At 41.5% G+C, this 19,323-nt stretch carries 31 protein-coding genes and 1 pseudogene; 1 reads left to right on the plus strand and 31 read right to left on the minus strand.

The features are described 5' to 3' along the window. Positions 1 to 10: 10 nt before the first annotated feature. Positions 11 to 1,099, minus strand: a complete 1,089-nt coding sequence (locus tag AC4CUY_RS18480) for a hypothetical protein (RefSeq protein WP_336953502.1) — start codon at positions 1,097 to 1,099, stop codon at positions 11 to 13. Between the two features lie 975 nt (positions 1,100 to 2,074). Further along, positions 2,075 to 2,332, minus strand: a complete 258-nt coding sequence (locus tag AC4CUY_RS18485; protein ID WP_336953501.1) for an FAD assembly factor SdhE — start codon at positions 2,330 to 2,332, stop codon at positions 2,075 to 2,077. A gap of 180 nt (positions 2,333 to 2,512) precedes the next feature. Between AC4CUY_RS18485 and AC4CUY_RS18490 the strand changes: the two genes are divergently transcribed. Then, complete coding sequence (locus AC4CUY_RS18490) at positions 2,513 to 3,685, plus strand: acyl-CoA dehydrogenase family protein (RefSeq protein ID WP_336953500.1); 1,173 nt, start codon at positions 2,513 to 2,515, stop codon at positions 3,683 to 3,685. Positions 3,686 to 3,847: 162 nt separating this feature from the next. Here AC4CUY_RS18490 and AC4CUY_RS18495 read toward each other — a convergent pair whose 3' ends face one another. From AC4CUY_RS18495 to rpsJ, 29 genes and pseudogenes are all read right to left on the minus strand, one after another. Continuing rightward, a complete protein-coding gene (locus AC4CUY_RS18495) occupies positions 3,848 to 5,338 on the minus strand; it encodes a flavin-containing monooxygenase (protein ID WP_336953499.1) in 1,491 nt (496 codons plus the stop codon). 199 nt (positions 5,339 to 5,537) lie between these two features. Continuing rightward, entirely contained in the window at positions 5,538 to 5,903 is a 366-nt protein-coding gene (rplQ, locus tag AC4CUY_RS18500) for a 50S ribosomal protein L17 (RefSeq protein WP_004281488.1), read from the minus strand. Positions 5,904 to 5,921: 18 nt separating this feature from the next. Then, a complete protein-coding gene (locus AC4CUY_RS18505) occupies positions 5,922 to 6,929 on the minus strand; it encodes a DNA-directed RNA polymerase subunit alpha (protein WP_336953498.1) in 1,008 nt (335 codons plus the stop codon). A 17-nt stretch (positions 6,930 to 6,946) separates the two neighbouring features. After that, positions 6,947 to 7,570: a 30S ribosomal protein S4 gene (gene rpsD, locus AC4CUY_RS18510; protein WP_004725725.1), complete on the minus strand. Its 624-nt coding sequence runs from the start codon at positions 7,568 to 7,570 to the stop codon at positions 6,947 to 6,949. A 12-nt stretch (positions 7,571 to 7,582) separates the two neighbouring features. Then, the gene (rpsK, locus tag AC4CUY_RS18515) at positions 7,583 to 7,969 is read right to left on the minus strand and encodes a 30S ribosomal protein S11 (protein WP_004281491.1); all 387 of its coding nucleotides are present in this window, start codon (positions 7,967 to 7,969) and stop codon (positions 7,583 to 7,585) included. 19 nt (positions 7,970 to 7,988) lie between these two features. Continuing rightward, entirely contained in the window at positions 7,989 to 8,345 is a 357-nt protein-coding gene (gene rpsM, locus AC4CUY_RS18520) for a 30S ribosomal protein S13 (protein WP_336953497.1), read from the minus strand. Between the two features lie 107 nt (positions 8,346 to 8,452). Then, a complete protein-coding gene (gene rpmJ, locus AC4CUY_RS18525) occupies positions 8,453 to 8,569 on the minus strand; it encodes a 50S ribosomal protein L36 (protein ID WP_000867907.1) in 117 nt (38 codons plus the stop codon). Positions 8,570 to 8,590: 21 nt separating this feature from the next. Then, entirely contained in the window at positions 8,591 to 9,910 is a 1,320-nt protein-coding gene (gene secY / locus AC4CUY_RS18530; RefSeq protein ID WP_171066869.1) for a preprotein translocase subunit SecY, read from the minus strand. Between the two features lie 45 nt (positions 9,911 to 9,955). Further along, the gene (rplO, locus tag AC4CUY_RS18535) at positions 9,956 to 10,396 is read right to left on the minus strand and encodes a 50S ribosomal protein L15 (RefSeq protein ID WP_336953496.1); all 441 of its coding nucleotides are present in this window, start codon (positions 10,394 to 10,396) and stop codon (positions 9,956 to 9,958) included. Between the two features lie 3 nt (positions 10,397 to 10,399). Further along, positions 10,400 to 10,576, minus strand: coding sequence for a 50S ribosomal protein L30 (rpmD, locus tag AC4CUY_RS18540; protein ID WP_004725717.1), 177 nt, complete (start codon positions 10,574 to 10,576; stop codon positions 10,400 to 10,402). 6 nt (positions 10,577 to 10,582) lie between these two features. Beyond that, complete coding sequence (rpsE, locus tag AC4CUY_RS18545) at positions 10,583 to 11,080, minus strand: 30S ribosomal protein S5 (protein WP_004725715.1); 498 nt, start codon at positions 11,078 to 11,080, stop codon at positions 10,583 to 10,585. A gap of 2 nt (positions 11,081 to 11,082) precedes the next feature. Next, entirely contained in the window at positions 11,083 to 11,433 is a 351-nt protein-coding gene (rplR, locus tag AC4CUY_RS18550; RefSeq protein ID WP_004725713.1) for a 50S ribosomal protein L18, read from the minus strand. 14 nt (positions 11,434 to 11,447) lie between these two features. Next, on the minus strand, positions 11,448 to 11,981 hold the full coding sequence (gene rplF / locus AC4CUY_RS18555; RefSeq protein ID WP_004725711.1) for a 50S ribosomal protein L6: 534 nt from the start codon (positions 11,979 to 11,981) through the stop codon (positions 11,448 to 11,450). Positions 11,982 to 11,994: 13 nt separating this feature from the next. Beyond that, entirely contained in the window at positions 11,995 to 12,390 is a 396-nt protein-coding gene (rpsH, locus tag AC4CUY_RS18560) for a 30S ribosomal protein S8 (RefSeq protein ID WP_004725709.1), read from the minus strand. A gap of 13 nt (positions 12,391 to 12,403) precedes the next feature. After that, positions 12,404 to 12,709 carry a 30S ribosomal protein S14 gene (gene rpsN, locus AC4CUY_RS18565; protein ID WP_004725707.1) on the minus strand — a complete coding sequence of 102 codons (306 nt, stop codon included), beginning with the start codon at positions 12,707 to 12,709 and terminating at the stop codon, positions 12,404 to 12,406. A gap of 9 nt (positions 12,710 to 12,718) precedes the next feature. Then, a complete protein-coding gene (gene rplE, locus AC4CUY_RS18570; RefSeq protein WP_336953495.1) occupies positions 12,719 to 13,255 on the minus strand; it encodes a 50S ribosomal protein L5 in 537 nt (178 codons plus the stop codon). A gap of 16 nt (positions 13,256 to 13,271) precedes the next feature. Beyond that, positions 13,272 to 13,589: a 50S ribosomal protein L24 gene (rplX, locus tag AC4CUY_RS18575; protein WP_336953494.1), complete on the minus strand. Its 318-nt coding sequence runs from the start codon at positions 13,587 to 13,589 to the stop codon at positions 13,272 to 13,274. 11 nt (positions 13,590 to 13,600) lie between these two features. Continuing rightward, positions 13,601 to 13,969, minus strand: coding sequence for a 50S ribosomal protein L14 (rplN, locus tag AC4CUY_RS18580; RefSeq protein ID WP_004725701.1), 369 nt, complete (start codon positions 13,967 to 13,969; stop codon positions 13,601 to 13,603). Between the two features lie 92 nt (positions 13,970 to 14,061). Next, complete coding sequence (gene rpsQ, locus AC4CUY_RS18585) at positions 14,062 to 14,319, minus strand: 30S ribosomal protein S17 (RefSeq protein ID WP_004725698.1); 258 nt, start codon at positions 14,317 to 14,319, stop codon at positions 14,062 to 14,064. Then, positions 14,316 to 14,513, minus strand: a complete 198-nt coding sequence (gene rpmC / locus AC4CUY_RS18590) for a 50S ribosomal protein L29 (protein ID WP_004725696.1) — start codon at positions 14,511 to 14,513, stop codon at positions 14,316 to 14,318. Before rpmC ends, rpsQ begins: the two co-directional genes overlap by 4 nt. Beyond that, positions 14,513 to 14,926, minus strand: a complete 414-nt coding sequence (gene rplP, locus AC4CUY_RS18595; RefSeq protein ID WP_004725694.1) for a 50S ribosomal protein L16 — start codon at positions 14,924 to 14,926, stop codon at positions 14,513 to 14,515. The genes rpmC and rplP overlap by 1 nt, the downstream gene beginning before the upstream one ends. Further along, positions 14,866 to 15,682: pseudogene (gene rpsC, locus AC4CUY_RS18600) on the minus strand (30S ribosomal protein S3). Before rpsC ends, rplP begins: the two are co-directional and overlap by 61 nt. 1 nt (position 15,683) lies before the next feature. Next, complete coding sequence (rplV, locus tag AC4CUY_RS18605) at positions 15,684 to 16,013, minus strand: 50S ribosomal protein L22 (RefSeq protein ID WP_004725688.1); 330 nt, start codon at positions 16,011 to 16,013, stop codon at positions 15,684 to 15,686. A 9-nt stretch (positions 16,014 to 16,022) separates the two neighbouring features. Continuing rightward, positions 16,023 to 16,298 carry a 30S ribosomal protein S19 gene (rpsS, locus tag AC4CUY_RS18610; protein WP_004281508.1) on the minus strand — a complete coding sequence of 92 codons (276 nt, stop codon included), beginning with the start codon at positions 16,296 to 16,298 and terminating at the stop codon, positions 16,023 to 16,025. Between the two features lie 19 nt (positions 16,299 to 16,317). Then, positions 16,318 to 17,142 (minus strand): 50S ribosomal protein L2, encoded by an 825-nt coding sequence (rplB, locus tag AC4CUY_RS18615; protein ID WP_004725686.1) that lies wholly within the window; start codon positions 17,140 to 17,142, stop codon positions 16,318 to 16,320. Between the two features lie 11 nt (positions 17,143 to 17,153). Then, positions 17,154 to 17,474 (minus strand): 50S ribosomal protein L23, encoded by a 321-nt coding sequence (gene rplW, locus AC4CUY_RS18620; protein ID WP_004725684.1) that lies wholly within the window; start codon positions 17,472 to 17,474, stop codon positions 17,154 to 17,156. Continuing rightward, entirely contained in the window at positions 17,471 to 18,073 is a 603-nt protein-coding gene (gene rplD / locus AC4CUY_RS18625; RefSeq protein ID WP_004725681.1) for a 50S ribosomal protein L4, read from the minus strand. Before rplD ends, rplW begins: the two co-directional genes overlap by 4 nt. An 11-nt stretch (positions 18,074 to 18,084) precedes the next feature. Beyond that, positions 18,085 to 18,723, minus strand: coding sequence for a 50S ribosomal protein L3 (rplC, locus tag AC4CUY_RS18630; protein WP_004725679.1), 639 nt, complete (start codon positions 18,721 to 18,723; stop codon positions 18,085 to 18,087). Between the two features lie 61 nt (positions 18,724 to 18,784). Next, positions 18,785 to 19,096, minus strand: a complete 312-nt coding sequence (gene rpsJ / locus AC4CUY_RS18635) for a 30S ribosomal protein S10 (protein ID WP_004725677.1) — start codon at positions 19,094 to 19,096, stop codon at positions 18,785 to 18,787. Positions 19,097 to 19,323 lie beyond the last annotated feature (227 nt).

Genomic DNA, 19,323 nt, shown 5'->3' on the forward strand with positions numbered 1-19,323 from the left:
CAATTGAATACTATGGATTTGCTGCAGGTTCGTCAGCTGAAGCACTTGGCTCTTCAGTCGGTGCAGGTAAATCATTAAATAATTCATCATCACCCGTAGATGCTTGCTCATCCCAGAATGTCGTCATTCCATCATCTGCTGCACGAACACCGGTATGTTCAGTCCAATAACGATCTGCAATGCCTTGAACCATTTGACCCGCCATACCATCTAACAATCTAAATTCAGGGTTTACTGGCTTATCATCTGCTCGCGATGCGGCATAAGCTTTTAACGCCGCTCTTAATTTAGCATCATCACCACTAGCTTGTGCTGCAACAGCATTCATTGCAAATGCTAAACGAACACCTTTCTGTTCTGCGATTTGCATTGATTGTTGTAAGGTCTGTGTTGGATCAGGCTTACCATCTCCTGCACCTGGTAACAATATCCAAATCACTGCACGGGTCGCCATTGGGGCACCCCAGAATTTGTTATTGTCTAAACATGTCATACCACGTTCAACAATCGCAGCAATATCTTTCGGTACATTGACTGCACCACCAGAGTTAATGTCATTGGTCATCGATTGCAAACCACTGAGCATACCGATTAAATAGATGGTTTGATCCAAGTCCTTACGCATGGTTGGACAAGAATCACCTAAAGTATATTTATATTTTGCCTGCCAACGTTCTGCAAATAGTTGATAGCCCGTGTATTGACGTTCTGCGGCAAGAGCTGCCCAACGTTTTTGTTCTATACGAGCATCTTGAGCTTCAGTCACTTTACCGTCTTTTGAAGCCCGTAAATATCTGAGTTCTGCATCCAAAGCACGATTTTCTGCACACATTCCCGCAGCTGAATATAATAATACTGCCATACGGGTTGGGTCAGCCCCCATATCTTTTGTTGCCATAATTGCTGGTGTTAAGGCGTTGCCTGAGTTGCACGCCATATCTGTATCATTACCTGCCAAAATGGGTGGGACGATATGTTTCTCACTAAATCCAAGCGCAACATTGGCACCTGATTTTACAACATATGAACAACCTGATAACACAGATGAGGCAACGACAGCGGTCAGCATCAATTGACCAAGCTTGTGGACCTTAGACATACTTCCTGTCCTCTATATAATTGTGTTTATATCCCTTTTAAAATAACAATATCAGATGCAATCTCTGAATAACAGAGTAATAGCTCTAATTTCATCTGAAGAATTTGCCACAATATAGAAAGTATTCAATTGACCTGATCTAGTTTTTATACAAATTTTAAGCAAAAAAAAGTAGCATTGCGACGGTTCAGCACATGCTACTTGTTAAAAGGTAAACTCTTTAAGAGAGTTTATTCGTTTTAAGTCTTTTAAATTTGCTACCGTTAACACTGTTAGCGTTAGCTTTCTCGATCTGTTCCCTCAGCATAGTTCCTAGTCTTCCAAATATAATTGCAAAAACAATTGCAACCACTAAGAACCAAAACGTATGAATTTCACCCATTTGGAAATTCCTCCTCGCTGTTGGTGATTTTAATTTACATGCAAAATCAGATTTTCACAGATAGAATTGTCGGACAATCTCATAATTGCGCTATTTTCTATATATTTGGTCTAACAATGAATATTCAATAAGAAAAAATACAAATAAACTACTGTTTTATTTAAATTAAATTAAAATTATATTTTTTATATTTGTCAGACAATTAACTTAGCGTGACCCGAGATTTCAAAGATTTCCACTGTATTGTGCTTAGTTGATCTTGCCAAATAATTAGACTTTTATTGCTTTCCTCACAAAAATACACCGCAATATAAAATTGATGATCAATCATTTTCTGAATTTGTATATGATGAATTTGATTGGAATCCTCATATTGTAAGCTCCAATGCTCTAAATCAAAATGTTCCAAACTTCGGACTTCTGGACGCATTCTAAATATTTTTAGACTAAAGCATGCCAGCAACAGCAATAATACACTTGTCCATACAGTTATAATGGAGCACAGCACAATAAAAATAACTGTTAAACACAAAAGCTGAAAACCCAGTGCAATACGACTGGGTTTGAATTGATATCGTTGGTGAGTTTTTACCTCATCCGTGGACATAATCTTTAAGTTTATTAATCAAACCTCTAAGTTCAGGTCGAGGCGGTTCTGAAACTTCCATAAACCAATCCAATAAATCTGGGTCTTCCTGATCAACTAACTCTTTAAACAAGGCTTTTTCTTGCGCACTTGCTTCTAAGTAATATTGTTTTACATATGGGTCAAAATATACATCAATTTCTTTTAAACCGCGACGAGCACGATAAATCACTTTACGTTCTTCTAAAGTAAGTTCTTCTGACATCATTTTCCCCCAATGGTTAATTCTGACTTAGTTTACCTGATTCCCGATCAATTTCTCGCTAAATTCTTTTAAATGACCAAATTCATCATTTAAAAGTGAGTTTTGAGCATTCATCTCATTGCGACAAATAAGCAATTCACATAATTTCAACTCACTAAAACTCATATGGATATTATAAAAATGCAATCAGGTGCTATCCGACCTTTAACCAATATGTTGCCTCGTAAATTGTTTGATTCCGATCACGAAGCTTTTCGTGAAACAGTACGTAAATTTTATGAAAAAGAAGTTGTCCCAAATATTGCTAAATATGAAGAACAACAACATGTAGATCGAGATTTATGGAACAAAGCAGGTGAAATGGGTCTGCTCTGTGCAACCATGCCTGAAGAATATGGTGGTTATGGGGTAGATCGCCTCTACAGTATGATTCTGATTGAAGAGCAAGCTTATGCAATGGATTCTTCTACAGGTTTTTCTTTGCACTCGGATATTGTTGCCAACTACATCAACAACTTTGGTAATGAAGAACAGAAAAAACATTGGATTCCTAAAATGGCTTCTGGAGAAACAGTCACAGCCATCGCGATGACAGAACCAGGAACAGGCTCAGACCTACAAGGCGTTCGCACTACTGCTGTTTTAGACGGGGATGAATATGTAATCAATGGTTCTAAAATTTTTATTACCAATGGTTATCTGTGCGATATGGCAATTGTCGTATGTAAAACAGGCAGTTCAGAGAAAGGTTCTGCCAACCTATCTTTGATTATCGTTGAAGCTGACCGTGCTGGCTTTAGCAAAGGAAAACCACTCAATAAAATTGGTATGAAAGGACAAGATACTTGCGAATTGTTCTTTGAAGATGTTCGTGTACCAAAAGAAAATTTATTAGGAATGGAAGGCATGGGGTTTATCATGCTGATGAAAGAGTTGGCGTGGGAACGTATGCTGGTTGCGATTATCTGCCAAGCAGGCGCAGAAGCAGCGCTAGCACATACGGTTCAATATACCAAAGACCGTAAAGCGTTTGGTAAACCAATCAGTGCTTTTCAAAATACACGCTTTAAGCTTGCTGAAATGCGCACAGAAATTGATTTCTGTCGTGCTTATCTCGATCGTTGTATGGAATTACAACTTGAAGGCACTTTAGGTGTTGATGCCGCAGCTGCAGCAAAATACAAAATTTCAGAAGTATTCTCCAATGTCGTTGATGAATGCCTCCAATTACATGGCGGGTATGGTTATATGCTGGAATATCCAATTGCGCGCGCTTATATTGATAATCGGGCAAATCGTATTTATGCAGGTACAAACGAGATTATGAAAGAACTGATTTCCCGTTCTTTATAATTTATTTGAACACGGTTAAAGGAGCTTTGGCTCCTTTTTCTATCACTAAACATTCTTTTAAATCAATTTTCATGTCGCAATAAAATAAGGAGCTTTCGCTCCTTATTTATTTCATAGTTTCTTTATTTTGCTATTGCTTAGTTTAGTGATTTCTAGGCTTGATTAAGAAACCAGTTTAGGCTTTTTTTCAAGTTGTGCTTCACGCTTATGAAATTTTAAAACTCCATCTTCAAACTTAGCATTTTTGAGTTCTTTGCGATCTGCTAAATAGTTATTCGACACTTTCCAAGGTGCATGCTTACCTTGCTTAGGCATCACATCTGCCGCACGGGCAATATAACCTGAGCTTAAACTGCCCATCACCGTATCTTCCATCAATTCAGTTGCATCACCTTGAGGAATAACTTCATCATAGCCTTTCTTGTCCATATAGTTTACAAGACGGCAAATATACTCACCTGCGATATCAACTTTTAATGTCCATGATGCGTTGATATAACCAATGATCATTGCCATATTTGGCACATCGCTAACCATCACACCTTGATACAACATATGCTGTGAAGTATTCATCGGCTTATTATCAATTGTAGCTTTGATACCACCCAAGATTTGGATTTCTAACCCTGTTGCTGAAACGATGATATCCGCATCTAAATGTTTACCAGATTTTAATTGAATACCCGTGGCAGTAATTTTCTCAATTTGATCTGTTTCAACACTGGCTTTACCAGAACGTAAAATTTTAAATAAGTCACCATCTGGCACAACACATAAACGCTGATCCCACGGATTATATGTTGGGGTAAAGTGTTTCATATCCACTTTACCTTTTAATTGCATTTCAATCGATTTGAGTAAGAACTTACGTAGTAACTTCGGTTGTTTTTGTGCAAGCGCATAAATCCCGCGTTGCATGCCAATATTACGTGCGCGGGTTAACTTATATGCCACATCTTCAGGTAAAACCTTACGCATTTTGTCATAAACAAAATCAATAGATGGAATTGAAGCAATATATGTTGGTGAACGTTGCAACATGGTCACATGCCCTGCCCCACCTTTTGACATAGCAGGAACCAAGGTAATAGCTGTTGCACCACTACCAATAATCACCACTTTTTTACCCGAATAATCTAAGTTTTCAGGCCAAAATTGTGGATTAATAAATTCGCCTTTAAAATCATTTTTACCAGGGTAGTCAGGCTGATAACCTTGATCATAATTATAATAACCAGTACATCCAATGACAAAATTTGCAACCCACGTATTGAGTTTTTTATTTTCATCTTCAATTTGTACCACCCATTTTTTAATTGAAGAATCATAATTTGCAGTACGTACACGCTGATTAAAATGAATTTTATTTTTTAATTTAAATTCGTCGACAACTTCAGCAACGTAGCCTTTGATTGAAGCACCATCTGCTAATACATTGGCTTTTTGCCATGGTTTAAAATTAAACCCAAAAGTAGACATATCTGAATCGGAACGAATACCCGGATATTTAAATAGATCCCAAGTACCACCAAAGCTCTCGCGACGCTCAATAATTTCAAATGAACGTTGTGGTGAGTGTTTTGAAAGATGTGCAGCTACACCAATACCAGAGATACCTGCGCCAACGATAAGAATATCAACTTGCTTTTCCATGTTGTTTTTATAACCTTTTTAAGAGTACTTTTTTATTAAAGCACAAATCTGACAATACGCAATGTCAAGTTTGCATTTTTCTGACGAAATTTAAGTCAATTTGGGACAAAACCATAAATTGTCCAACAAAAAGGCACAAAAAAAGGCCGGTGAAACACCGACCTTTTTCGAACAACCGATTGTTCTGTGACGTGAGTAATTAGTTTACTTCACGATCCACAAGTTCTACATAAGCCATCGGTGCAGCATCACCTGCACGGAAACCAGCTTTAAGAACACGTAGATAACCGCCGTTACGTTCTTTGTAACGAGGGCCAAGAACGGTAAATAATTTACCAACTGTTGCTGCTGAACGAGTACGAGCAAACGCCAAACGACGGTTTGCTACAGTATCGTTTTTAGCTAAAGTGATTAAAGGCTCAGCTACACGACGTAACTCTTTTGCTTTAGGCACAGTTGTTTTAATTAACTCATGCTCAAACAAAGAATTAGCCATGTTTTGGAACATCGCTTTACGATGGCTGCTGGTACGGCCTAATTTCACACCACTATTACGATGACGCATGGTGATAGTCCTACTTAATTAACGGCTACGATAGGCGAAACGATCGTCCATACGGAGACTAGCTGGTGGCCAGTTCTCTAAACGCATGCCGAGCTGTAAGCCCTTAGAAGCCAGAACATCTTTGATCTCAGTAAGCGATTTTTTACCAAGGTTAGGAGTTTTAAGTAACTCAACCTCAGTACGCTGTACTAGATCACCAATGTAGTAAATATTTTCTGCTTTCAAACAGTTAGCAGAACGAACAGTAAGCTCTAGATCATCAACTGGACGAAGCAAGATTGGATCAACTTCTTCACGTGGCTCTTGAGCAACTGGAGCTTGATCTTTCTGAAGATCAACAAAAATTGCAATTTGTTGTTGCAAGATTGTTGCCGCTTTACGGATAGCTTCTTCAGGATCTACAGTTCCATTCGTTTCAAGATCAATGACGAGCTTATCAAGGTCAGTACGTTGTTCTACACGAGCATTTTCAACTGTGTAAGAAACACGTTTAATCGGGCTATAAGAAGCATCTAACTGTAGACGACCTACAGGACGCGTTTCGCCTTCAGGGAAACGTGAGTCAGAAGTTTCATAACCACGACCTTGAGAAACTTTCAAGCGCATTTTTAATGAGCCTGAAGCACTTAAAGTACCAATCAAATGTTCAGGGTTAACCACTTCAACATTATGTGGTAAACGAAGGTCAGCAGCAGTAATATCGCCAGGACCTTGTTTTTCCAATGTCAAATATGCTTCGTTTTGATCGAACAGCTTAATAGACAATCCTTTTAGGTTCAGCAAGAGCTCGACGATGTCCTGCTGCAAGCCTTCTAAAGTACTGTACTCGTGCTCGACACCCTCTATCTCTACTTCAACCACGGCTGCGCCAGGCAAAGAAGATAATAGGATGCGACGTAAAGCATTACCAAGAGTATGACCAAAGCCACGCTCTAATGGTTCAAGAATCACTTTTGCCGAGGTCCCGCTTGCCGCTTCGACTTTGATCGCTTGCGGGGTTAGAAACTCGTTTGCAGTACGCGTCATTATTGCTACCTCAAGGATTATTTAGAATACAATTCTACAATCAAGCTTTCGTTGATTTCAGCAGGTAAATCAGAACGATCTGGTGCAGCTTTAAATGTACCTTCAAGTTTTGAATGATCTACTTCAATCCAAGCAGCTGTGCCACGTTGAGCAGCTAATTCAATCGCGTTTTTGATACGTAATTGTTGTTTAGCGCTTTCGTGAACTGCAATCACGTCGCCCGCTTTAACTTGGATAGACGCGATGTTAACACGACGACCATTTAAAGTGATTGAACGATGAGATACTAGCTGACGAGCTTCTGCACGTGTAGAACCAAAACCCATGCGATAAACAACGTTATCGAGGCGGCTTTCAAGCAATTTCAACAAGTTTTCACCTGTTGCGCCTTTAACACGAGCAGCTTCTTTGTAGTAATTACTAAATTGACGCTCTAAAACACCGTACATACGACGTACTTTTTGTTTTTCACGTAATTGTAGTGAATACTCTGATTGTTTAGCACGGCTTTGGCCATGTTGACCAGGAGCTTTAGCAGATTTTTTTGTTTTGACGTCAAATGGTTTAACGCCAGATTTTAATTGCAGGTCTGTCCCTTCGCGGCGAGAGAGTTTGCATTTTGGACCAATATAACGAGCCATGAATGTTTCTCCTTACACGCGACGTTTTTTAGGTGGACGGCAACCGTTGTGCGGGATCGGTGTCACGTCGGTAATGCTGTTAATTTTATAACCCACTGCACCTAATGCACGAACCGCAGATTCACGACCTGGACCAGGACCTTTAACAAGGACGTCCAAGTTTTTCAAACCGTAATCTAAAGCAGCTTTACCAGCAACTTCAGCAGCTACCTGAGCAGCAAACGGAGTTGATTTACGTGATCCACGGAAGCCTTGTCCACCTGAAGTAGCCCAAGCCAATGCATTACCTTGACGATCAGTAATCGTAACAATGGTGTTATTAAAAGAAGCGTGAATGTGTGCAACACCTTCAGAGACGGTACGAGTGACCTTCTTGCGTGCGCGAGTATCTTTAGCCATCTTTTAGCTTCCAGAAATCTTATTTCTTAATAGGTTTGCGCGGACCTTTACGGGTACGTGCGTTAGTTTTGGTGCGTTGTCCGCGAACAGGCAAGCTGCGACGATGACGAAGACCGCGGTAGCAGCCTAAATCCATTAAACGTTTAATGTTCATGGAAATTTCGCGACGTAAATCACCTTCGGTCGGAACCTTAGCAATTTCTGCACGAATCGCATCAAGCTGAGCATCATCTAATTCACGAATTTTCGTAGTAGTCGTAATACCTGCAGCAGCTAAAATGTTCTTAGCTGTGTGGCGACCAATACCAAAAATATACGTAAGAGAGATAACAGCATGCTTGTTATCCGGAATGTTTACACCGGCAATACGAGCCATTCAAATTTCTCCAAAAAGGCAGTAGAGATAATCAACCGCCCCACAAAAATCTTGAGGGGCGGATAATAACCTAATTAGCCTACTGAAATCAACAGGTCTTAATTAAATTAACCTTGACGCTGCTTATGACGAGGTTCTGCGCTGCAAATTACGCGAATAACCCCATTACGACGGATAACTTTACAGCTACCACAAATTTTCTTTACAGAAGCTTGTACTTTCATGATGAAACCTTCTAAGTGCGCTTATCCCTTAGGATGAGCAGTCGTTTTTCTCATTAACGATTGATCGTCATATTGATGTGATGTTAAGTGGGCTTGAAGCTGAGCCATAAAGTCCATAACAACTACAACTACGATGAGTAATGATGTACCACCCAAATGGAATGGAATACCAAAAGAACTCTGTAAAATCATCGGCATTAAACAGATGACGGTAATGTAGATTGCACCAATAAACGTCAAACGATTAAGAATATGATCTAAGTAACGAGCAGTTTGCTCACCTGGGCGAATACCAGGTACATAAGCTCCACTGCGTTTCAAGTTCTCTGATACTTCTTTCGGGCTAAAAACTAGCGCCGTATAGAAATAACAGAAAAAGATAATTAACGCACCGAAGAGCACTAAATATAACGGTTGTCCAGGCGATAATACCAATGCCAAATCTTGTAGGCTACGTTTTACAATTCCTGCATTTGGATCAGCACTGCCTAACCATTGACCTAAACTTGCAGGGAACAACAATAACGAACTAGCGAAAATTGCTGGAATAACCCCTGCCATGTTGATTTTCAATGGCAAATGCGTTTGCTGTGCAGTGAATACACGACGACCTTGCTGTTTTTGAGCATAGTTCACAGGTATACGACGTTGAGCTTTTTCAATAAACACAATTGCTGCTAAAACAGCAACTGATAGCAATCCAAAGATAGCCAAACCAATTAAACTTGATTGACCATTATCTACCGAAGTAAATGCCTGAATCACTAAATTTGGTAAACCAGCAACAATACCTGCAAAGATAATCATTGAGATACCATTACCAACACCACGTTCAGTAATTTGCTCGCCTAACCACATTAAGAACATGGTACCTGCAACTAACGATGTTAGCGCAGGAATGTAAAAAGCTAATCCTGAAGTCAAAGTAATACCTTGACTGATTAGACCAGCACACATTCCAATACCTTGGACTAATGCAAGTAATAGGGTGCCATAACGCGTATATTGATTAATCTTACGCTTACCTTGCTCGCCTTCTTTCTTCAATGCTTCTAACGAAGGAACCACTGTCGACATCAACTGCACAATAATTGATGCAGAAATATACGGCATGATCCCTAACGCAAGAATGGACATTCGTTCTAATGCTCCACCCGAGAACATATTAAACAAACCTAAAAAAGTACCTTCATTAGCTTTGAAAAAACGTTCTAGAGCAACATTATCAATACCCGGCAGCGGAATATGCGCTCCTAGTCGAAAGACTACCAATGCACCAATCAAGAACATTAATCGGCGAATAATTTCACGATATTTCACGTGAAATGGTTGACCTTTCATCATGTTGACATGACCTGAAGAACTAGGAGACATAGTCACTCGCGATTACTCCTCGACTTTACCGCCAGCAGCTTCAAGAGCAGCTTTAGCGCCTTTAGTCAATGCAACACCTTGAACAGTGAATGCACGAGTGATTTCACCAGAAAGAACAACACGAGCACGCAACATATCTTTACGTACAACATTCGCAGCTTTCAAAGTTTCAAGTGAAACAATATCACCTTCAACTTTAGCAAGTTCAGACAAACGTACTTCAGCAGTTTTCAAAGCCAATTGGCTTGTGAAACCGAATTTAGGTAAACGACGATATAACGCAGTTTGACCACCTTCAAAGCCTGGACGAACGCCACCACTTTTACGTGATTTTTGACCTTTGACACCACGGCCACCAGTCTTACCAACGCCAGAACCGATACCACGGCCTAAACGACGGTTGTCACGTTTTGCACCTTCAGCAGGTGCAAGCTCATTTAAACGCAGAGTCATGGCTTATTCCTCTACACTAACCATATAGTAGACTTTGTTGATCATACCACGGTTAGAAGGTGTATCTATTACTTCTACTGTATGACCAATACGACGCAGACCTAAACCTTGTAGGCAAAGTTTGTGATTTTTCAAACGATGCGAAGAAGATTTAGTCTGGGTAACTTTAATCGTTTTCATGATTGATTACCCTAAAATTTGTTCTACTGAAAGACCACGTTTAGCAGCAACTTTCTCAGGAGACGTCATATCACGTAAACCGTTAAAAGTTGCATTTACAACGTTAGCCGCGTTAGTAGAACCATAACATTTCGTCAATACGTTACGTACACCCGCAGCTTCTAAAACTGCGCGCATAGAACCACCAGCGATTACGCCAGTACCTTCTGATGCAGGTTGCATGTAAACACGGCTAGCGCCATGACGAGCATGAATAGGATGTTGTACAGTACCATCAACAAGATCAACAGTGATCATGTTGCGGCGTGCAGCTTCAAGTGCTTTAGAAATAGCAGCTGGAACTTCACGCGCTTTACCGCGACCAAAACCTACACGACCATTACCATCACCCACAACAGTCAATGCTGTGAAAGAGAAGATACGACCACCCTTAACAACTTTGGCTACACGATCAACGGCAACCAGCTTTTCAACAAGACCTTCGTTTTGTTCAACTTTAGCCATGATTAGAACTCCAAGCCGTTTTCACGAGCAGCATCAGCCAAGGCTTTGATACGACCATGATATTTAAAACCAGAACGGTCAAATGCAACTTTAGTTACACCAGCAGCCTTTGCACGTTCTGCGATTAAAGCACCTACTTTAGTTGCTGAATCTACATTACCTGTAGTTCCGCTACGTAAAGATGCATCCAAAGTAGAAGCTTGCGCTAATACTTTGCCACCATCTGCAGAAATAACTTGAGCATAGATGTGACGCGGCGTGCGGTTTACACACAAGCGAGTCGCACCCAATGCACGAATGTGCAAGCGTGTGCTTTTCGCACGACGCAAACGGGATTGTTTCTTTTCGTTCATAAGAACCTCGCGCCTTATTTCTTCTTAGCTTCTTTACGAAGTACAACTTCGTCAGAATAGCGAACACCTTTACCTTTATACGGCTCTGGTGGACGATAACCACGGATTTCTGCAGCAACTTGACCTAACAATTGCTTGTTAGCTGATTTCAAAATGATTTCAGTAGCAGTCGGAGTTTCAGCAGTTACACCTTCAGGAAGAGCGTAATCAATCGGATGAGAATAACCAAGGTTAAGGTTCACAACTGTACCTTTAACCGCAGCTTTATAACCAACACCGATAAGTTGTAACTTACGTTCGAAGCCTTCATTAACACCTTTTACAAGGTTATTAAGAACAGCGCGAGCAGTACCAGCTTGCATCCAAGAATCGCGAGATTCTTTAACTGGAGCAATATGAAGTTGACCTTCTTCCTGTTTAAGCTCGACCAGCGCATGCAGGTTGAAAGACAACGTACCTTTGCTGCCTTTCACTTCGACCTGCCGGCCGTTCTGAGTAACTGCTACACCGTTAGGTACAGTTACTGGGGCTTTAGCCACACGAGACATGAGGAATCACCTATTAAGAAACAAAAGCAATAACTTCACCACCAACGCCTGCAGCACGTGCAGCGCGATCAGTCATGATGCCTTTGCTTGTAGAAACAATTGCAATACCTAAACCTTGCTTAACGCTTGGAAGTGCATCTTTACCGCGATACTGACGTAGACCTGGGCGGCTTACGCGTTTCACAGTTTCGATAACTGGTTTGCCTTCAAAATATTTTAAAGTAATTGTCAAAGTAGCTTTGCCTTCAAGATCAGCAACTTCTACATTTGAAATGTAACCTTCTTGTTGAAGTACGTTTGCAATTGCAACTTTCAACTTAGAATTAGGCATAGAAACAGTTTGTTTCTTTGCCATTTGTGCGTTACGAACACGTGTTAGCATGTCGGCAACGGTATCTTGCATACTCATTTATAGTCGCTCCTTACCAGCTTGCCTTAACAACGCCCGGTACATCACCCTGCATTACTGTGTCACGTAATTTGTTACGGCTTAAGCCGAACTTACGGAAGTAACCATGAGGACGACCAGTTAAACCACAACGGTTACGAAGACGTACTGGAGACGCATTACGTGGTAATGCTTGTAACTTCATCATCGCTTCGAAACGTTCTTCATCAGATGCATTTACGTTTGCAATCGTAGCTTTTAATTCAGCACGTTTTGCAGCGTATTTAGCAACTGTAGTTTCGCGTTTCAATTCGCGATTAATCATACTTTTCTTAGCCATATCGACCTCTTATTTGAACGGGAAGCCGAATGCACGGATTAGCGCACGGCCTTCGTCATCAGTACGAGCAGTCGTAGTGATAGTAATATCCATACCACGAATACGATCGATCTTATCAAAATCGATTTCAGGGAACATAATTTGTTCCTTGAGACCCATTGAATAATTACCACGACCATCGAATGATTTCGCAGAAAAACCGCGGAAGTCACGAATACGAGGAATCGCAATAGAGATCAAACGGTCTAAGAATTCGTACATTTGTTCGCCGCGTAAAGTTACTTTACAACCAATCGGCCAACCATCACGGATTTTAAAACCAGCGATTGATTTACGCGCTAATGTAAGAACTGGTTTTTGACCAGCAATAGCTTGCATATCCGCCAAAGCGCCATCTAACAATTTCTTGTCAGCTGAAGCTGCACCAACACCCATGTTGATGGTGATTTTAGTAACGCGAGGAATTTCCATCACGTTGCCCAAACCAAGTTCTTCTTTCAACTTAGCTCGGATTTCGTCGTTATAACGTGTTTTAAGTCTGGCCATAGCCTAGTTCAACCTATTACTTCGCTACCGCCACTGATTCACCATTTGATTTATAAACACGAGTTTTCGTGCCTTCAATCACTTGGTAACCAACACGGTCAGCCTTTTGGGTTGCAGCATTAAAAACTGCCACGTTTGAAATATGAAGCGAAGCTTCTTGTGTAACGATAGCGCCTTCAGCACCTGTTGCACGGTTCGGCTTTTGATGCTTCTTAACTAAATTAAGGCCTTCAACCTTAACTTGGTCATTTGAAACAGACAAAACAGTACCCTGTTTGCCTTTTTCTTTACCTGCGATCACAATTACTTGATCGCCTTTTCTAATCTTAGCCATGATTGCCTCTATTATAGAACTTCAGGAGCCAATGAAATGATTTTCATGAACTGTTCAGTACGAAGTTCACGAGTCACTGGTCCGAAAATACGAGTGGCAATCGGAGCCTTGTTGTTGTTCAAGATAACTGCAGCATTATCATCAAAACGGATCACAGAACCGTCTGGACGACGAATACCGAATTTAGTACGAACTACAACTGCATTCATCACGTCACCCTTTTTAACACGGCCACGTGGAATTGCTTCTTTTACAGTAACTTTAATAATGTCGCCAACAGAAGCATAACGACGATGTGAACCACCTAGTACTTTAATACATTGTACGCGGCGAGCACCACTGTTGTCTGCTACGTCTAGCATACTTTCGGTCTGAATCATTGCCCTACTCCAAAACCGAGCATCACCGGTCGCAATTTCGAAAGGCTCAAAGAGTACTCGAAATTGACCGATGATGCAACAAGAACGTCTAATTACTCAGCAGCTGCTTCAATAACTTCCACTAAAGTCCAAGCTTTAGTTTTTGAAATTGGGCGGCTTTCTTTAATGGTTACAACATCGCCAGTTTTAGCAGTGTTATTCTCATCATGAGCGTGTAATTTTGTTGAACGGCGGATTGATTTGCCATACAACGGGTGTTGAACGCGGCGTTCAATAAGTACAACAATAGACTTGTCCATTTTGTCACTTACTACTTTGCCTGTTAACGTGCGAACTGTTTGCTCACTCATTGTGCGTTCCCCTGTTTTTCGGTAAGGAGGGTCTTGATACGAGCAATAGTCTTACGAGTTAACGCAACTTCATGCGATTTACCCAATTGACCAGTTGCTTTCGCCATACGAAGACGGAATTGGTTAAGCTGTTGCTCATCTAGCAAAGCTGCCAACTCTTCTACCGATTTTTCACGTAGATCTTTAGTTTTCATTACATCACCGTCTTAGTAACGATAGTGGTTTTAAATGGAAGCTTAGCAGCTGCAAGCGTAAACGCTTCGCGTGCCAATTCTTCACTAACACCATCCATTTCGTACAAGATCTTACCTGGTTTGATTTGGCAAACCCAGTATTCCACAGAACCTTTACCTTTACCCATACGAACTTCTAATGGCTTTTCAGTAATTGGTTTGTCTGGGAAAACACGGATAAAGATCTTACCACCACGTTTAACACGACGGCTAATTGTACGACGCGCAGCTTCGATTTGACGAGCAGTCATTTGACCACGCTCAACAGATTTAAGTGCGATTGTACCGAAAGATACTGTGCTACCACGATGCGCTAGACCAGTGTTACGGCCCTTTTGCACCTTACGGAATTTAGTACGTTTAGGTTGCAACATGGATTATTCTCCTTTTTCAGCAGAACGATCATTGCGACGACCACGACGCTCTTGACCTTCACCACGACCGCGACCGCGTTTAGCTGGACGTTCTTCAGCAGGAGCAGGGTTCATGACTTGTTTCATGCCACCTAAGATCTCACCACGGAAAATCCAAACTTTAACACCAATCGTACCGTAAGTAGTTTCAGCACGCATAGTTGCATAGTCGATGTCAGCACGAAGTGTATGTAAAGGTACACGACCTTCACGATACCATTCAGTACGTGCAATTTCTGCACCACCTAAACGACCAGAAACCTCAACTTTGATACCTTTAGCACCAGCACGCATAGTGTTTTGAACCGCACGCTTCATAGCACGACGGAACATTACACGCTTCTCTAATTGTGAAGCAATTGCTTCAGCAACTAAACGAGCGTCTAAATCTGGGCGATCGATTTCGTTGATGCTTACTTGCGCTGGAACACCCATAATCTTGGTGAGTTCACGCTGTAATTTCTCAATGTCTTCGCCTTTTTTACCGATAACGATACCTGGACGAGCAGTGCTAATAGTTACTTTAGCAGCGCCTGTAGGACGTTCGATAAGAATTTTGCTGATCATCGCGCTTTTAAGTTTTTTAGTTAAAAACTCACGAACTTGAAGATCTTTAAGCAAATATTCAGCGTATTGTTTCGGACTCGCATACCAGTTGGCGTTATGACGTTTTACAACACCAAGGCGGATACCGATTGGATGAACCTTCTGACCCATATCAAACCCCTACCTTAACGGTAATGTGACAAGTACGCTTAGTAATACGATCTGCACGGCCTTTAGCACGTGGCATAATACGTTTAAGGCTCGTGCCTTCATCAACGTAAATCGTAGTAACCTTAAGGTCGTCTACATCTAAACTGTTATTATGTTCAGCGTTTGCAATTGCAGATTCCAATGCTTTTTTTACTATAACTGCAGCTTTCTTGTTGCTGAAGTTTAAGATATTAAGCGCGTGAGCAATAGATTTGCCACGGATTAGATCTGCAACCAAACGAGTTTTTTGTGCCGAGATAGCGGCACCGCGTAATTTAGCAGTAACTTCCATCATAGCACCTTAACGTTTAGACTTCTTGTCAACACCGTGACCACGATAGGTACGAGTTGGCGCGAATTCACCGAGTTTGTGACCAACCATATGTTCAGATACGATCACTGGAACATGGTTACGACCATTATGTACAGAAATTGTTAAACCAACAAAATCCGGGAGGATCATCGAACGACGCGACCAAGTTTTGATCGGCTTACGGTTATTAGCCGCGATAGCCGCTTCAACCTTAGCGAACAAGTGCGCATCGACGAATGGGCCTTTTTTCAGAGAACGAGGCATTGTCAGATTCCTTTACTTGTTACTTAACGCGACGGTCGCGAATGATCATCTTAGTCGTACGCTTATTGGTACGTGTTTTGTACCCTTTAGCTTTTTGACCCCATGGGCTTACAGGTTGAATACCTTTGTTACGCCCTTCACCACCACCATGTGGATGGTCAACTGGGTTCATCGCCATACCACGAACGGTAGGACGAACACCACGCCAGCGTGCAGCACCTGCTTTACCAAGTGAACGAAGGTTGCTTTCTGAGTTAGATACTTCACCTAACACAGCGCGACATTCAACGTGTACTTTACGCATTTCGCCTGAACGAAGACGAATAATTGCGTAAGAACCGTCACGACCCAACAATTGAGCAGAAGTACCAGCAGAACGCACTAACTGTGCACCTTTACCGATTTTAAGCTCAATGTTATGTAATGTAGAACCGATAGGCATATTACGAAGCGGCAAGCAGTTACCTGGACGAATTGGAGCATCGTTACCAGATTGTACTTTATCACCAGCACGTAAGCCTTTAGCGGCAATAATATAACGACGTTCACCGTCAGCATATTTCAATAAAGCAATATGAGATGTACGGTTAGGATCGTATTCAATACGCTCAACTACAGCTGGGATGCCGTCTTTGTTACGTTTGAAGTCAACAATACGGTAGTTTTGTTTATGACCACCACCAACATGACGAGTGGTAATGTGACCATTATTATTACGACCACCAGTACGTTTCTTAGCTTCAACCAACGGTGCATAAGGCGCGCCTTTGTGAAGATGATTATGAACCACCTTCTCTACAAAGCGACGTCCTGGAGACGTTGGCTTACATTTTTGAATTGGCATAATTTTCGTCCTTATTCCGCTGTGCTTTCAGCGGTATCGCCCAAGTCAGCCATTTCAACATCTTGGCCAGCTTTCAGGGTGACGTATGCTTTTTTAACATCAGAACGACGTCCCAATGTTTTACCAAAGCGCTTAGTCTTACCTTTAGTGATAGTCGTGTTAACTTTAACAACTTCTACACCAAACAATTGCTCTACTGCTTTTTTGATTTCAAGTTTGTTTGCATCAATAGCAACCTTAAAAACTTGAACACCAGCAGTTTCGCCTAGAACTTGTGCTTTTTCTGAAAAAACAGGCCCTTTTAGGACTTGATAGATACGTTCGTTGTTCATCCGAGTTCTACCTCAATCTTCTTAGCAGCCGCAACAGACATAACAACTTTATCAAACGCGATCAAGCCAACAGGATCGATCCCAGCAGCATCAACCACATCAACGTGTGGAAGGTTACGAGCAGCTAAATATAGATTTTCATCTACAGCTTCAGTAACGATTAATGCGCGAGTAGCGTTCAAGCCGTTAAGTTTAGCAAGCAATTCTTTAGTTTTAGGTGCTTCAACAGCAAACTCTTCAACTAGAACAAGACGATCTTGGCGAACAAGTTCAGCTAAGATACATTGCATTGCACCGCGGTACATTTTACGGTTAACTTTTTGAGACCAATCTTGTGGACGAGCAGCAAAAGTTTTACCACCACCAACCCAGATTGGGCTACGAATAGAACCCGCACGAGCTCGGCCAGTACCTTTTTGACGGAATGGTTTCTTACCACCGCCAGAAACGTCTGCACGTGATTTCTGAGCTTTAGAACCTTGACGACCACCAGCTAAATAAGCTGTAACAACTTGGTGTACAAGAGCTTCATTAAAATCACGACCGAAAGCTACTTCTGATAATTCAACAGCAGAGCCGGAAACAGTTTTTAAATTCACGTTATTTCCCCTCAGGCCTTGATCGTAGGACGAACGATAACGTCGCCACCAGTAGCACCAGGAATCGCACCTTTAACAACAAGAACTGAACGTTCTGCGTCGATAGATACAATTTCAAGACCTTGAACTGTTACGCGTTCAGCACCTAAATGGCCAGCCATTTTTTTGCCTTTAAATACGCGACCAGGGGTCTGGTTTTGACCTGTAGAACCCAAAACACGATGCGACAAAGAGTTACCATGTGTAGCATCTTGCGTACGGAAGTTCCAACGCTTAACACCACCTTGGAAGCCTTTACCTTTTGATTGACCAGTTACGTCAACAACTTGACCTACTGCGAACAAATCAACACCGATAGTTCCACCAACTTCACGACCTTCAAGATCAGCTTCTGTAGCACGGAATTCGCTAACTAAACGACCAGCAGCCACACCAGCTTTCGCAAAGTGACCTTTCTGAGCATTTGTTACGCGAGATTCGCGACGTTCACCAGTAGTGATTTGAATCGCTTGATAACCATCAGTTTCAAGCGTTTTGATTTGAGTGATACGGTTAGGATCAACCTCAATCACTGTTACAGGCACAGAAACACCAGCATCTGTAAAGATACGTGTCATACCGCACTTGCGACCGACTAAACCAATAGCCATGTGCATAAACCTCTAAAAAAGCGGCCTAATTAACTTATAAAGCGTTAATTAACCGAAAGCCTTAACCCAATGCGATCTGAACATCAACACCAGCTGCAAGATCCAACTTCATCAACGCATCTACAGTTTTGTCTGTAGGTTGAACGATGTCGATCAAACGTTTATATGTGCGGATTTCATATTGGTCACGCGCATCTTTGTTCACGTGTGGTGATGTTAAAACGTTAAAACGTTCGATGCGAGTAGGCATCGGAATTGGACCACATACTTGTGCGCCAGTACGTTTTGCTGTTTCTACGATCTCTTGAGAAGATTGATCAATTAAACGATGATCAAAAGACTTAAGACGGATACGAATTCTCTGGTTAGACATACCAGTTAACTCCAAGCCAAATATATAAAGAATCACCCTTGACGCATCTCACCCCACTAAAGTAGGCAAGTGTCAAAGGCAGTGAAAATCACTAAGGTCGTGATCGATGCCACGACTGTAACGATCTGAATGACTTTCTTCGCCATTCACCCCACCATATTGGAGGGTCGCTCATTATAACGATTGTTTAACACTTAAGCAAACTTATTTGGACATTTTTACCTTTT

The sequence above is a fragment of the Acinetobacter sp. 778_lipA genome (assembly GCF_058242985.1).